The 13,251-nt window shown below is 40.4% G+C and carries 15 protein-coding genes and 2 tRNA genes; 11 read left to right on the top strand and 6 right to left on the bottom strand.

Annotated elements, in window-relative coordinates; all coding sequences use genetic code 11:
* Positions 1–20 precede the first annotated feature (20 nt).
* Positions 21–695 (top strand): SH3 domain-containing protein, encoded by a 675-nt coding sequence (locus EHQ64_RS11900; protein ID WP_246048738.1) that lies wholly within the window; start codon positions 21–23, stop codon positions 693–695.
* Here the strand turns inward: EHQ64_RS11900 and EHQ64_RS11895 are convergent.
* Positions 692–1,237, bottom strand: a complete 546-nt coding sequence (locus tag EHQ64_RS11895; protein WP_135649703.1) for a hypothetical protein — start codon at positions 1,235–1,237, stop codon at positions 692–694. The two genes, EHQ64_RS11900 and EHQ64_RS11895, sit on opposite strands and share 4 nt — an antisense overlap.
* Positions 1,234–3,246 carry a 1-acyl-sn-glycerol-3-phosphate acyltransferase gene (locus EHQ64_RS11890; RefSeq protein WP_135649702.1) on the bottom strand — a complete coding sequence of 671 codons (2,013 nt, stop codon included), beginning with the start codon at positions 3,244–3,246 and terminating at the stop codon, positions 1,234–1,236. The genes EHQ64_RS11895 and EHQ64_RS11890 overlap by 4 nt, the downstream gene beginning before the upstream one ends.
* 196 nt (positions 3,247–3,442) lie before the next feature.
* Here EHQ64_RS11890 and EHQ64_RS11885 point away from each other — a divergent pair, with 196 nt between their 5' ends.
* The 4 genes from EHQ64_RS11885 (at position 3,443) to EHQ64_RS11870 (ending at position 6,054) form a co-directional block, all read left to right on the top strand.
* Complete coding sequence (locus EHQ64_RS11885) at positions 3,443–4,450, top strand: ATP phosphoribosyltransferase regulatory subunit (RefSeq protein ID WP_135649701.1); 1,008 nt, start codon at positions 3,443–3,445, stop codon at positions 4,448–4,450.
* Between the two features lie 47 nt (positions 4,451–4,497).
* Complete coding sequence (locus tag EHQ64_RS11880; RefSeq protein WP_135649700.1) at positions 4,498–5,772, top strand: adenylosuccinate synthase; 1,275 nt, start codon at positions 4,498–4,500, stop codon at positions 5,770–5,772.
* A 116-nt stretch (positions 5,773–5,888) separates the two neighbouring features.
* Positions 5,889–5,961 (top strand) — tRNA-Lys (locus tag EHQ64_RS11875).
* 18 nt (positions 5,962–5,979) lie between these two features.
* Positions 5,980–6,054: transfer RNA gene (locus EHQ64_RS11870), tRNA-Glu, on the top strand.
* On the opposite strand, the gene EHQ64_RS11865 is transcribed toward EHQ64_RS11870, so the two are convergent.
* Together EHQ64_RS11865 and EHQ64_RS11860 are read right to left on the bottom strand one after the other, a co-directional pair.
* A complete protein-coding gene (locus EHQ64_RS11865; RefSeq protein WP_135649699.1) occupies positions 6,033–6,956 on the bottom strand; it encodes a TIGR02757 family protein in 924 nt (307 codons plus the stop codon). The two genes, EHQ64_RS11870 and EHQ64_RS11865, sit on opposite strands and share 22 nt — an antisense overlap.
* A gap of 25 nt (positions 6,957–6,981) precedes the next feature.
* Entirely contained in the window at positions 6,982–7,878 is an 897-nt protein-coding gene (locus EHQ64_RS11860; protein WP_167882395.1) for a hydroxymethylglutaryl-CoA lyase, read from the bottom strand.
* A gap of 52 nt (positions 7,879–7,930) precedes the next feature.
* Between EHQ64_RS11860 and EHQ64_RS11855 the strand changes: the two genes are divergently transcribed.
* The 3 genes from EHQ64_RS11855 to EHQ64_RS11845 all read left to right on the top strand — a co-directional run bounded on the left by EHQ64_RS11855 (position 7,931) and on the right by EHQ64_RS11845 (position 9,392).
* Entirely contained in the window at positions 7,931–8,611 is a 681-nt protein-coding gene (locus tag EHQ64_RS11855) for an ATP-binding cassette domain-containing protein (protein ID WP_135649698.1), read from the top strand.
* Positions 8,612–8,745: 134 nt separating this feature from the next.
* On the top strand, positions 8,746–8,985 hold the full coding sequence (locus tag EHQ64_RS11850; RefSeq protein WP_135649697.1) for an AbrB/MazE/SpoVT family DNA-binding domain-containing protein: 240 nt from the start codon (positions 8,746–8,748) through the stop codon (positions 8,983–8,985).
* Complete coding sequence (locus tag EHQ64_RS11845) at positions 8,982–9,392, top strand: type II toxin-antitoxin system VapC family toxin (protein WP_135649696.1); 411 nt, start codon at positions 8,982–8,984, stop codon at positions 9,390–9,392. The genes EHQ64_RS11850 and EHQ64_RS11845 overlap by 4 nt, the downstream gene beginning before the upstream one ends.
* 71 nt (positions 9,393–9,463) lie before the next feature.
* On the opposite strand, the gene EHQ64_RS11840 is transcribed toward EHQ64_RS11845, so the two are convergent.
* A complete protein-coding gene (locus EHQ64_RS11840; protein ID WP_135649695.1) occupies positions 9,464–10,087 on the bottom strand; it encodes a hypothetical protein in 624 nt (207 codons plus the stop codon).
* Positions 10,088–10,158: 71 nt separating this feature from the next.
* Positions 10,159–11,202 carry a tetratricopeptide repeat protein gene (locus tag EHQ64_RS11835; RefSeq protein ID WP_135649694.1) on the bottom strand — a complete coding sequence of 348 codons (1,044 nt, stop codon included), beginning with the start codon at positions 11,200–11,202 and terminating at the stop codon, positions 10,159–10,161.
* Between EHQ64_RS11835 and EHQ64_RS11830 the strand changes: the two genes are divergently transcribed.
* From EHQ64_RS11830 to ccsA, 3 genes are read left to right on the top strand one after another with little or no spacing between them, the layout of a single operon-like run.
* Positions 11,202–11,828, top strand: coding sequence for an ABC transporter ATP-binding protein (locus EHQ64_RS11830; protein ID WP_135649693.1), 627 nt, complete (start codon positions 11,202–11,204; stop codon positions 11,826–11,828). The genes EHQ64_RS11835 and EHQ64_RS11830 overlap by 1 nt on opposite strands.
* Positions 11,825–12,493 carry a heme exporter protein CcmB gene (locus tag EHQ64_RS11825; protein ID WP_135649692.1) on the top strand — a complete coding sequence of 223 codons (669 nt, stop codon included), beginning with the start codon at positions 11,825–11,827 and terminating at the stop codon, positions 12,491–12,493. The genes EHQ64_RS11830 and EHQ64_RS11825 overlap by 4 nt, the downstream gene beginning before the upstream one ends.
* A 46-nt stretch (positions 12,494–12,539) precedes the next feature.
* Positions 12,540–13,223 carry a cytochrome c biogenesis protein CcsA gene (gene ccsA, locus EHQ64_RS11820; RefSeq protein WP_135649691.1) on the top strand — a complete coding sequence of 228 codons (684 nt, stop codon included), beginning with the start codon at positions 12,540–12,542 and terminating at the stop codon, positions 13,221–13,223.
* Positions 13,224–13,251: the final 28 nt, after the last annotated feature.

The raw sequence follows: 13,251 nt of genomic DNA, 5'->3' as shown, positions 1-13,251 counted from the left end.
AAAGATTTGTTGGAAGTATCATGAGATCTTTCTTATTCGTTTTCTTCTTCTGTTTCATTTTTGCCCAAGCGTCATCTGCAGAACCTTGTAAAAAATTCCAAGAGTATACTGTTCTTCCTACCCACGAATCCGGTAAGGACAAAAGTTTTACGGAATTCAAAAAGAAATTGGACCAAGCGATCCAATCCAAGGATATAAAATTTCTGGAGAAGATCGTTGATCCTGATATCAAATTCAGTTTTGGTGCGGACTCCGGTAAAAAAGGTTTTTGGACAGAATGGAAGCTGGATAAAAATCCGGAAAAGTCCGAAATCTGGACAACATTAGCAAATACTTTGCGTCTCGGGATCGTTCGAGATGAAACAAACCAATTCATTTCTCCTACAATATTCTCAAAATTTCCGGACAAACTGGATGCATTCGAATACACATGGGCAAGCGGTAAGAATGTAAATGTTCGGGAGAAGCCGGATGTTCAATCCAAGATCATCGATACGATCAGTTATCAAATCGTTCAATTAGATTCTAAAGAAGCGATCCAATCTGGGACTTGCTCTTGGCAAAAAGTATGTTTAGCTTCCGGAAAGAGCGGATATATCTGTGATACTTATTTAAGAAGCTCCGTTGATTACAGAGCTTTTTTTACTTTGAAGAACAAAGATTGGAAGTTGACGATCTTCGTTGCGGGGGATTAAGGATTTTCTATAATCCTTGCATTCGGCATTCCCTTATTCCAATCTTTAGCTTCTGCTTCAGAGCTGGTCATTTTGGAAACATGCACTTCTATACAATATTTACCCGCTGCAGAGGAGACCAGATGAGCATTCATCTGGCTAAATTCTAAAACTTTAATGCTATAGAATACTGCGAATGTTTTCTTATCCAGGCCTTGGAACACAGCATACTGATCTTGTTTTAATCCGAATCTTTGAACGACTCCACTTATGATGGATTGAGCACAATCCATAGCTGTCATTCCCGGATCCGCAGTCGGAGTTAAAATACTAAGATTATAAAGATCTGCAGAGCCCATATAACGAAGATGAGCTCCTCTTGCAGCCATAGGGTGTGGCCCCATTTTGATCTGAGGAATTTCAGGAATGATCACCTTGACCTTAGGATTATCGAAACTAAAACTAAAGCCTGAACCGATAGAACCGGAGCTAGAACCTCCGGTTTGTGTGGATGCACATCCGAGGCTTAGTAAGATAAAACAGATCAATAATGATTTTTTCATACTCTAGATAGTCTCTCTTCCATTCCTTCCGCGACTTTACGAACGTCTTTTTTATTAATAACTACTTCGTAAGCCGCATACATGATCGGAACTTCGTTTGGATCGATTTTCATTAGGTTAGGCATAACTTTCAATCCGTAGAACCCGTTGGACATTTTTTCGGAAGGATGTCCGTTTGCGATATCGTATCCGGTCTTTCTGTCTTTTGCATCCGTTCCGAAACAAGAAAGCATGAAGTCGGTAAGTCCTGATAGTCCTTGGAATGTTTCCGGTTTTCCGCCCATCTGCACTCCCACATTCACCATTTCGTTAAAGAAACGATTGGAAAGATGGAAGAGAGAGTTGTCTACGTTCCCACCCAGAGTTTGTTGGAAATAACCCTCAACGATCCCCATTACAAGAGCGTAAATCGTTTTGAGAGCTCCTCCCAACTGAACTCCTTTTACATCGGTAGGAATGATCGCCGGTCTTGGGAAAATATAACCTGTAGTTAATAGTTTTTGAATGCGAGGGATTAAGGATTCGTTTACCGCAGCGATCTCGAATCCGGAAATTTTTCTCTCCATTACTTGGTCAGGATAAGAAGCACCGGAAATTACACCGATCCGATCATCTTCTAGCCCTAATCCATGTTGCAGATCATCAAGGATCAAACCCGCGCTTGTAAATCCTTTGATGATATTGAAGAAAGGAGCCTTATTTTTGGAAAGATAAGGTTGTAAGTCCGGATAGATCGTATGCAATTCCCAAGGATTTGTGCCTTGGATAAACAAGGTTGCCGTTTTTAGATCTTCCGGATCTGAAGTGAATATTAAATTTGGAGGAAGTTTGTATAAGGAATAAGTCCTTAGATCTCTTCTCTCTAAATTGGATTGAGAAGTATATTCTTTGTCCGGGTGATAAACGAAAACACTCACATCTTTATTTGCAAGCACGGTCGCGATCGCGATCCCCATACTGCTATTCCCGATCACCACCACTTTTTCTTTAGGCTCTTTAGGGATCTTGATCAGTTTGTTCTGATCTCTTGCATCTGCGCTGTATAAGTTCCTGTAAATCCCGTGTTGGTGTTTGTTCAGGTTTTGACCGACGAGTAGGGCCAAATTATCGATCAGGAATTGTTTCTTATCTCCATGTTCCGGGAAAGGAAGATGTTCTATGTCTTTAGGGAAATGAGCCATTTCCTTCTTACTCAATTCTCCGACTAATACAGGTTTGCCGATAGTAAGTTTTCCTGCGACCTGATTGAACAATAAACTTGTTGTAGGAAGAATTTTGTCGGTCTTCTCCAATGAAATTGGTAGAATGATCTTGTTAGCTACGTAATGGTAAACTGTATCCACGAAAGGCATCAGTCTTCCGTCTCTAGAACGAGTTCCTTCCGGGAAGATCGCAGCAATCTTTCCTTCCTGTTGTAGTTTTTGAGAATGTCGGAAGGCTCTCATATTGATCTTGGTCATTAGATCCGAAAGGCTCGGGTTATCCGCCATATCTCTTTTAGAACAGACAAGTAATGTCCCGAACATATACAATCCGAGCCTTGTGAAATCAGGCTCATACGCCAAACGTCCCGCGATAAATACGAGTTGTTCTGCGACTTCTCTTCCTTCAGGCGAAGCGTGATATAAAAGATGGAAAATTGCAGGAGCGTCCAAATGGCTCAGGTGATTGGAAATCAGAGTGACCGGGAATTTTCCGATCAAAGGTTTTACTGCGGCTAAATTTTCGACCCCTTCTACCGTAAAAAATTTCATGATAGGGGAGAGGAATTCGATCATGAACTCTCTCGCCTTTTTTTCGGGCGGAGTGTATACACCGATCCTTTCTAGAATTGAAGGTTCTTTGAAAACATCCATGACAGGGGGCATCGGGGTCACGGAACAAAGGTAAAGAAATTTCTGAAGTATCTTTTTAGCTTCTTCTTCGCTCATACCTGATCTTTTGAAAAGGTGAATGTTCTCGAAGAATTCCTTCTGCCATCTTCCGACGGATTGTTCTTTTTCTGCCATGGTACGTCTCTGTCTTGGTTCTTGCGGTTAATCTGGTTTCGGTGCTTAGAGCTCGAACTTTAAGGTTCGATACGCGATTTCCGGAGAATACTTTCTATCCTTGGAAGGCTTATTGTCATTCTATTTTTTGGGAAAAACGATTTGAATTCTACCCTAGGCAAAAGGAACTGTTCTTTGGGGCTTTCGTACAGAACAGATGACACATAATCCTCCAGAGTTTAGCGAGAAAAAATGGATCCCGGACGGATTTCATTTTTTCGGACCGAACGAGAGTTCGGAAAGACGGAATCTTCTGGATTCTTTTAGCTCCAGTCTGAAAAGTTTCGGCTACTCAGAGGTATTTTTACCTTCTTTCGATTATTCTTCCTCGTTTTTACTTACAATGTCTGCGGAAGATTCTTCCGCTCTGTATAGATTTAGGGATTCCGACGGAAATGAGATCTCTCCTAGCGCTGATTTGACGGTCCAAGCAGTAAAAGGGATGGCTGGTTTTGCGCACCGCAAAGAAAACCAACGTATCTTTTATCAGGGAAAAATTTTCAGAGACTACGGACGCAAGAGTGGATCTAGAAAAGAGATCCTACAAGTAGGCGCGGAGCATATCGGTGGCTCAGGTTCTTCTGCTATTTTAGGAATTTTGAAAGAGATCTCCGGATTATTCTCTAAAATAAAACTAAAATCCCCTCTAACAATCGTTCTAGGAAACGTAGGTGTATTTTATTCCGTCTTGGAATCTTTGGATCTGTCCAGAGCTGAAAAAAGACAATTGTCCTTTTTATTATATAGAAAGAATCTCCCGGAGATCAGTCGTTTCTTAGAAGAACGTAAGGCGTCTAGGATCTTTCCGATTTTAGAAGCTCTTTGTTTGGGATTTGTGACCCAAACCCAGGATCTCGCGAAAAAGTTTTCTGCCCTTGGTCTTTCCGAAACTTTTCAGAGGATCATTTCCGAAACTACGGAAATTATAGGGTCCTTGGGTAAAATAGAGGGAATCGAATTCTGTGCGGATTATACATTGATCCCGGATTTGGAATATTATACCGGATTTGTTTTTCAAGGTTATGTTTCCGGAAGTTCGGAGCCGGTATTAAACGGAGGATCTTATGATCATCTATACGAGTTATTCTCCGGAACTCAAAAAGACGCCTGCGGTTTCGCGATCCATGTGGATGCGCTCGAAAACGTCTTAAAAGTGGATTTATAAAATAAATTGGTCAGATACAATAGATACAGGAACTAAGGAATAATCCTATGCCCGCAACATTAGTCGTTGGAACCCAATGGGGTGACGAAGGGAAAGCAAAGGTAATCGATTACCTTTCTAAAGATACAGATATTATAGTAAGATACCAAGGTGGGGCAAATGCAGGCCATACCGTTGTGGTCCACGGGAAAAAATACGTTTTTCATTTGGTTCCTTCCGGAGTCATTTACGACCAAACTATCTGTGTAATCGGTAACGGTGTCGTTTTAGATCCTACATTCTTTATAGAAGAATGTGATAAACTCCAAGCGGAAGGTTTTCCTGTTTATGAAAAACTTCTGATCAGCGACGCCTGCCATTTATTATTTCCATTCCACGGATTGATCGATTCAGCAAGAGAAAGTAACTGTGCTCCGGACAGGAAGATTGGGACCACTAAAAAAGGGATCGGGATCTGTTACGCGGATAAGATGATGAGGATCGGTCTTAGAGTCGGAGATCTTAGAGAAAGCGATTTCGAAACCAGACTACAACATTTAGTAGATGAGAAGAACCATGAGCTAGTAAAACTATACGGAGTAGAAGAGGTCTCTACCAAAGAAATTTTAGATAATATCAAAAGATTCTATTCTAAGATCCAAAAGAATATCATCAACACTCCATACTATCTGGAATCTCAATTAAAAGCCGGTAAAAAAGTACTATTGGAAGGTGCGCAAGGAACAGGACTCGATGTAGATTTTGGGACTTATCCTTATGTGACTAGTTCCAATCCGACTACTGGTGGGGCTTTTATTGGATCTGGAATTGCATTCCATCATTTGAAAAATGTGATCGGTATTACTAAAGCTTATACTACTAGAGTGGGAGAAGGTCCTTTCCCTACTGAACTTCATGGAGAAGCGGGAGAACAACTCAGGACTCTAGGAGCAGAATACGGAGCTACCACAGGAAGACCAAGACGTTGTGGATGGTTTGATACGGAAGTTCTGAGACATGCGGTTCGTATTAACGGATTAACATCCATCGCATTGACCAAAATCGACGTTCTTTCCGCATATGATAAGATCCCAGTTGCAGTCGCTTACGAAAGAAACGGAAAAAAATTGGACTGTTTTCCTTCTCAAGGACTAGACCAAGTAAAAGTGATCTACGAAGAATTTCCAGGTTGGAAAACGGATATCACCGGGATCGGGGAATTCGATAAACTTCCATCAGCATGTAAGGATTATATCCGTGCTTTGGAAAAATTGATCGGAGTTCGTATTGATCTTATCTCTACAGGACCGGACAGAAAGGATACGATCGCTTCCGGATTCTAAGATCGGACAAAGTTTCCCTTAGTTTTTTTGCGTTTGGAAACTTCTCTAAACCAGTAAAAAACTATTGGAAATTCGTTTGACCAGAGAAGGCCGAAAAATATCGTGTTCTTACGTTCGAGTCGTTAGCTCAGTCGGTAGAGCATCTCACTTTTAATGAGAGGGTCTTGGGTTCGAATCCCAAACGACTCAAGCTGAGTTAAATAAAACGCCGCCATCGTCTAGTGGTTAGGACACCAGGTTTTCATCCTGGTAACCGGAGTTCAATTCTCCGTGGCGGTACCAACCTTCCTTCTTTTACTTCCATAAATTTTACAAACATCCTTCAGATCGCAGGATTCGCATAATTCTTTCACGTATGCGGATTTACATTTTCTGAGGATTCCTAATCTACAAAGAGCGAAATCCATTCTTAAAGGATCTTCCGGATAAAACTTTTGGAAATAATCCGTAACCTCTCTGGATTTTTTGAAATCGGAAGTCCTTCTTTCTGTAATTCCCAAAATATTCGATAGACGATTGATATGAGTGTCCAAAGGGAAAAGTAATTCTGAAGAATGAATACTCTTATACAAACCTAGATCCGGCCCTTCTTTTCGGACCATCCATCTTAAGAACATACAATAACGTTTATGTGCTGATTTAGGATTTCCTATCCCGATCAAAAATCCTAGTCCGTAGGACTTCCAACTAGGATCCAAAGATCCTAATACTTCTGAGAATCTAGACTGAAAACCTGAGATCCTTTTTTCTAAACCGAATTCGTTCTTATCTAAAGGAGAAAACCAAGATTCTAAAAAACTTTCTCCTGATTTTTCTAATTCCAGATATGAGAGTCGTAGTCCTTGTAAAAAAAGAAGAATATCTTTTTCTTTTTGGAATCGATAAGGTCCTAATTTACTCGTCCAGATCTTTGTTCCATGTTTCAGAAGATATTCTTTCGGACGTTTTCCCATAGGCTCCAAAAGTCTGGAAAGAAACCCTCGAATCGCAGTCACATTCCCGTATGCGAATAATGCGGAAAGTAATCCAACAAATTCTCTGTCTTCTGCAGATTCATATAGATAACATAAAAATAAAGGATCCGAATCTAAAAACTCAGGCTTCGTATATGTTTTGTAGAGAGTATCAAAACTGTTTTTCAGTTTTTTATCTGTAGAGACGGGAGACCTATGAGTAGGAGGCATAGTTTTGCTTCCGAAAACTTCCGGATCAGGAAGCCGCTTTTGCTTTCAGAGCGATATAAGAACGAGAAGCTAATTTTCTTTGCAAGATCCCTTCCATGAAAGCGGATGCCTCCAAAAGTTTGGAAAGATCGATCCCAGTCTGGATCCCTGATTTATGAAAATAATATACTAGATCTTCTGTCGCTAAATTTCCGGAGGCTCCTTTTGCATAAGGACATCCACCTAATCCTCCGGAAGAAGAATCGAAAGATCGGATCCCCATCTCGTAGGACTTTTGGACATTAGAGATCGCCATTCCGTAGGTATCATGGAAATGACCTGCTAATTTATCTGAAGGAATTTCTTTTAGAAGAACGTTTAATAAGTTTTCTACTTCGGAAGGGACTGCGGTTCCGATTGTTTCTCCTAGAGAAATTTCGTAAGCCCCCTGGTCTAAAAGTATTTTAGAAACTTCTAATACTTTTTTTGGATCTATTTTGCCTTCGTAAGGGCAATCGATCACTGTGGATACGTAACCTCTTACGAGTATTCCGTCCTTCTTTGCTTCTGCAAAAATTTCCTTAAACCCGTCTATGGATTCTTGGATCGTACGATTGATATTTTTTTTGGTAAAAGATTCGGATGCCGCTGTAAAAACCGCGACTTCTTTGAATCCTGCCTCGATCGCAGCTTGATAACCTTTTAGGTTTGGGGTCAATGCGCTAAAATGGACCCCGTTCTTAAAATCTAAGGAAGCAGAGAGTTCTTTTGCATCACCTAATTGCGGAATGTTTTCCTTTCTTACGAAAGAAGTGGCTTCTATATGTTTTAGTCCGGCATCGACCAATTTTTGGATATAACGAAGTTTGTCCTCTGTAGGAACTTCCGATTTTTCGTTTTGGAGTCCGTCTCTTGGTCCTACTTCTGTAATTTTCAAAGCCATTGTTTTAAGGGATTGGTTGTCAGAATTCTAAGCAAGCACTAAACAGGTACTCGTGTCTGAGAAAAAAGATCCGATCCTAGTTCTTACGCAAGTATCCCTAATATCTCCGGAAAGAACCTACTTATCCAAATTGGATCTTCAAGTTGAGTCCGGCGAATTTCTCGGAATTTTGGGCCGTTCCGGTTCAGGAAAGTCCACACTCTTACGACTTATATTAGACCTCCCTTTGTCGGGCTCTTGGAAAAAAACCGGATCGATCAAAGTTTTCGGCAAAGATAAAAAAGATATTCCGGCTAGATGGATCCAGCCTGTTTTTCAAGATCCTCTTTTAGGTTTTGATCCGATCTGGACTGTGGAAAAAAGTCTAAGAGAACCTTTACGATTATTTAAAGAAGAAGATCTATACGATTCTTTACTACAGAAATGGATCCCGATCTTGGGATTAGAAGGAAAAGATAGAAATAGACTTCCTTCATTTTTTTCGGGAGGGGAACTACAGAGATTCTCATTACTACGAGCATTACTCTGCCGTCCAAAAATTCTTTGTTTGGATGAGGCTACTTCTGCATTAGATCCGATCTTGAATTTTCAGGTTTTGGAAGCGCTTTCTGATCTGAACAAGAAAGAAGGGACCACAATCCTATGGGTCACTCATAATACAAAATCAGCGAAGAGGTTTTGTTCTAGAATAGTAGAGATGGAAGAATTGAATTCTATTTCTGCACAAGAATGAGATAGGCAGTTTATTCCTGATATTCAGAGATAAGACGTAATTACTTAAATTTTTTATCCTTTTTGCATGTTCACCCGATTTTAAATCCGGCCTTTTGACTTGACCTTCCTTACTTTTTTTAATAACGTAAGGATATGAAACTTAGGTCTAAAATTACCTCAAAATATCAGATTACCATTCCTAAGGAGATCCGAGAGTCTTTGAAACTTTCTATGGAAGACGTAATTGAGTGGTCCGTAGACGAGAAGGGTATCCGAATCGACGCTGCAAATAAACCTTTTTTGAAGTACGAAGGTTTCTTAAATAAAGGTTCGACGGATATTAAATCGGATATTAAGAAAGCATGGACAGAACGTTCTAAAAGATATAAATGAAATTGATCTTAGATACGAACTGTTACATTTCTTTTTTAAACAAAAGAAATCCAGAACAACATGACAAGATGGTTTCCTTATGGGAAAAAGTTTCTCGTTTAGAATACGAAGTCATTTTAACTTCCCATAATATATCCGAAATTGTTTTCGTTTTTAAAAGTATCTACTCTGTCCCGCAAGAGGATATTCATAGGATTATACAGGATCTATTGATCAATCCAGGTGTTAATTTTGAGCCGGCCTATTTCCCGGAGATTGTATTGTCTATTTGGCCAAAAAATATCAAAGATTACGGAGATGCGGTGCTTGCCGGAGCAGCTAAATTTTTTGGAGCAGGAGTTTTAACTTTTGATCGGGAGTTTAGCAAGTCCTTGAAAAAATTAAATATCCCTTCACCCTCCATATAACACCCGCCCAATAAAAAACCCCAAGGTCATTCAACCCCGGGGCTCATTGCAAACTAGATCAAAAGAGTTTTTTAGAACTCTATATGATACAAGTTTTTGCGGTCTTTCTTGTCCTTATACAAAGCTAATAGAATGTCTATTCTATAGATAGAAGAGCGAAGGCTCGCTTCTAACAATCTGAGAGCTTTGATCTGGTTTTCGAGAGACATCTCGTTGAGTCTGGTCACTTCGGTTTTTTCAAAAACCTCGTGGGTAACCTCGCTCGCTTTTAAATCTGCCGGTTTGAAGACAATCTTCTTGTTCTCGAACATCACTTCGTAGTAGATCCTTTTACTTTCGGATGCTAAAGTGATATCGGATACCTTTCCGCTATTGAACTGGAAAGTTATGTACTTAAATAAGTTACTTTCATAACCGTCCTGAACTTGGAAAGGAATGTCTTCCGTGACAATGGTTTGGCGTTTCTCATACTTCGGCATCAGGACCACGAGAATATCGTGTTTGCGTTCCAAGTCTTTTAATCTCTCGCTGATGGTCGCTTCCAGACCTACGATGATTTTTTTAAGGGACTTGGTGTACTCGCTTGTTTCGTCCTGAAATACGTCCGCCTCATTGACCTTCTGTTTTTGTTGGGCCATTAAAGGAACGAAGAAGAAGAGGGTCGCCAAAGCGAAAAGCCTGGTTTGGTTTTTCATTGGATCCTCCATCCTCAAGATTGGACGAATTATTTAGGTTTGCCAAGTCTTTTTCGAGTTTGGAAAAAGGGCTATTGCTGTTCCTTCTCGGCTTCTTCGTCTGCGGCCTTGATCTCCGCAAATCGTTTTGCCAAGTCTCTTCTTCTTTCTATAATTTTGAGGGAGAATTCCGTAAAGAAAGGGTCATTCGGGAACTTTAACAACTCATCATATTCTTTTGCAGCCGTGACATAATCGCCGATCTTACTTGCGGTTTCCGCGAAATAGAAATGGAATTTTTTATTATAAGGCCTCTTCTTCCCCTGATCATCATACAGATCCGTATTTCTGAAGATCTTATAAGCGTAGTAATCCCTTCCTCCCATAATCTCCAATCGAGCAAGCCCAAGTTTTGCGTCCGGGCTATTCTGGTCTATGGATAAGGCTTTTTTAATATAAATTTGGGCCCTATTTTTAAGATCTGTCCTAATATAATGTTCTGCGAGTAATACCAATGCCTCGGTTTGGAACTGGTTCAGCTCCACTGCTTTTTTGTAATATATGACTGCTTGGATCTGCTCATTCAAGAGTTCGCATAAAACTCCTAAATGCATATAAGTTCTATAATATTGGGGAACTTCTGCGATCGCATATTCATATTGTAGGATCGCCTTCTGGTATCTTTTTTCTATATGATAGGCTCTTCCCAAATTATATCTGAATGCGAAGAAGGAAGGATCGAATCTCATACCTGCTTCGAGCATTGAGATCGCTTTTTCTCTTTTTTTAGGGTCTGCGGATTGAAGAAGTGCAACCGCCTCATTATTGAAGATCCCTGAATTAACGATTTGTTTACCTTCGTATTCGAAACTTGCCTTGGATGGAGGAGGGGCTCCTTTCCAATGTCTTCCAGCAGCTACTATAAAGTCTTGTTCGGATCTTGCCAGGCTTCCGTCCTGATAGAATTCAGGATCTAAAAAATCATTCTCTCCCCAAAGGATGCCTGCGTATTCGGAATCTCCTATTTTAAACTGCGCTGATAGAAATGTAGGAAAAATCAAAAGTACAAAAAAGGATAGAAGCTTGGCTAAATTTATGCCTTGTAAATCCTCTTTTAAAAGGGAAATTGTCCTCATTGGTCTCACAGCAAACATCGGTTCCCGTATTGGAATGTTCCGGCCTATCGTACAATATCGGACGAAAATCGGTTTTAAAGAACGTTTCCTTCTCCGTTTTTCCGAACGAAGTTTTATTCCTGAGAGGAATGAACGGTTCCGGAAAGACTACCTTACTGAAATCCATCTTGCAACACGATAAATTTAAGGACCAGATCCGTTTTCCTTCTTCTCCCCAAAAGCCGAAACTTTCCTATCTAGGTCATGATCTAGGCCTCTATACTACTCTGAGTTTGGAAGAAAATCTGGAATATTTCAGAGGGATCGCAGGGGACTGTCGTCCGGAAGAGCAGATCATTACTTGGTTAAAGGACTTTAGGCTTTGGCAAAGAAGAAAGGATCCTGTTTCCTCTTATTCCAGAGGAATGAAACAAAAGGCAGCGCTTGTCCGTGCTCTTTTGCCTAACGTAGATCTTTATTTACTAGATGAACCTTTAACTGCACTGGATAGCGAGGGAGAAGCCACTGCAAAATCAGTTTTGGAAACGGTTCTTTCTTCTTCATCTATGATCCTTGTGACCCATGATCGCAATTTTACACTCAACTCTAAGATCAAAACTTTGGAATTAGGAGATAATTCCAAATGAAGGCGATTCTTTCACTCATCCGAAAAGAGTTCCGGCTTTTAGGAAAAGCAAGCAATGGGATCCTTTCACTTTTAGTTTTGGTTTCCGCGATGGTTTTTCTTTTTCATTATGCTTTGGAAAGGAACGGCAAAATCGATCTGGTCGCTTTGATCGGGTTAAAATGGGCGATTTTATTTGTCGCATCATTCGTATTAGTCGGACAATTCACCTGGGAAGAAAGAGAAGCGGGAGGTGGAACCGCCAGTCGATTATTCATTTCTCCTTGGATTTTATATTTTTCTAAATCAATTTTGGTGTTTATCGCATTGTCCGGAGCAGCGATCTATTTAATGGGACTTTTTGCATTAATGTTCTCTTCATTTCCGGCAGATCTATACGAGTTCGGCAAACAGTTGGTCTTCTTCTTACCTGGATTATTATGTATTTCCTTTTTGGGAGTTTGTCTTTCCCATATCAGTTTGTCTTCTCGTTTGAAGGAGATCCTACTTCCACTCTTACTTGTACCTTTGTCCATTCCGGTATTTTTATATGGAATGGAGGCTGAGAGAAAATTCCTGTCTCAACCTTTTTCTTCTCTGACCGGATCATTTTGTCTACTTCTCGCTTTTTCATTTTTTTACGGTTCGATGGGCGCACTTCTTGTAGAAATGACCTCCGACGAATAGGATTCTTCTTGATCCAATCGGAGGATACCTGCACACTTCCAAGCGTATGAATATTCGCCTACTGCACCCGGTCTGGGACTGGATTCTTGGCCTCTTGTTTTTAGCGATTTTTCCTTTTGCAGTTCTTTTGGGTCTGTATTATCCCAATGTGATTTTAGAACAGGGGATCTCCCACCGGATCTTCTATTTTCATGTTCCAGTGGCATGGGTGGCTTTGTATGGTCCAGGCATTTCTTCCATATGCGCGGTTGCATATCTGATCACTAAAAAAAGAAGTTGGGATACTTTATCTCTTTCTGCGAATAAGATCTCTCTTTTGTTTGCGATCGGTGTTTTATTTTCGGGACCGATCTGGGCTTACCTTGCCTGGGGAACTCCTTGGGACACAACCGATGCCAGATTAAATTCGTTTTTCGTTCTGGTTTTAAGTTTGGTAGCGTATTTTCTACTTCGATTTTTGGTTTTGGACCAAACGAAAAAGTATATCTTCTCCGCTTTTTTAAGTTTATTCTGTAGCGTGAACGCTGTCTTAACCTGGGGAGCGATCCGATGGATGGACAATCCTGGAAATCACCCTTCTTCCGTTTTGGGGAAGAAGGGAATGGATCCTGATATGAGAATTTCCTTCTGGCTCGGGATACTTGCGTATCATCTTCTTTTTTTACTTTTGTATAGATTGGTGTATCGTTTGGATAAGGTGGAAGCTATCCGAGAAGAATTGTTGGATTGAAAAATCTTTTCAATTTTTAAAAATTCAG

The sequence above is a fragment of the Leptospira sarikeiensis genome (assembly GCF_004769615.1).
GTDB lineage: Bacteria > Spirochaetota > Leptospiria > Leptospirales > Leptospiraceae > Leptospira_B > Leptospira_B sarikeiensis.
Note: the sequence above shows the minus strand (reverse complement) of the source record. Positions and strands in the feature narration are given on the sequence as shown.

Coding starts and splice junctions, on each gene's coding strand:
- EHQ64_RS11825 (WP_135649692.1), top strand. CDS start 11,825: ATGAAGGCGATTCTTTCACTCATCCGAAAAGAGTTCCGGCTTTTAGGA.
- EHQ64_RS11850 (WP_135649697.1), top strand. CDS start 8,746: ATGAAACTTAGGTCTAAAATTACCTCAAAATATCAGATTACCATTCCT.
- EHQ64_RS11835 (WP_135649694.1), bottom strand. CDS start 11,202: ATGAGGACAATTTCCCTTTTAAAAGAGGATTTACAAGGCATAAATTTA.
- EHQ64_RS11890 (WP_135649702.1), bottom strand. CDS start 3,246: ATGGCAGAAAAAGAACAATCCGTCGGAAGATGGCAGAAGGAATTCTTC.
- EHQ64_RS11900 (WP_246048738.1), top strand. CDS start 21: ATGAGATCTTTCTTATTCGTTTTCTTCTTCTGTTTCATTTTTGCCCAA.
- EHQ64_RS11860 (WP_167882395.1), bottom strand. CDS start 7,878: ATGGCTTTGAAAATTACAGAAGTAGGACCAAGAGACGGACTCCAAAAC.
- EHQ64_RS11895 (WP_135649703.1), bottom strand. CDS start 1,237: ATGAAAAAATCATTATTGATCTGTTTTATCTTACTAAGCCTCGGATGT.
- EHQ64_RS11845 (WP_135649696.1), top strand. CDS start 8,982: ATGAAATTGATCTTAGATACGAACTGTTACATTTCTTTTTTAAACAAA.
- ccsA (WP_135649691.1), top strand. CDS start 12,540: ATGAATATTCGCCTACTGCACCCGGTCTGGGACTGGATTCTTGGCCTC.
- EHQ64_RS11840 (WP_135649695.1), bottom strand. CDS start 10,087: ATGAAAAACCAAACCAGGCTTTTCGCTTTGGCGACCCTCTTCTTCTTC.
- EHQ64_RS11880 (WP_135649700.1), top strand. CDS start 4,498: ATGCCCGCAACATTAGTCGTTGGAACCCAATGGGGTGACGAAGGGAAA.
- EHQ64_RS11865 (WP_135649699.1), bottom strand. CDS start 6,956: ATGCCTCCTACTCATAGGTCTCCCGTCTCTACAGATAAAAAACTGAAA.
- EHQ64_RS11885 (WP_135649701.1), top strand. CDS start 3,443: ATGACACATAATCCTCCAGAGTTTAGCGAGAAAAAATGGATCCCGGAC.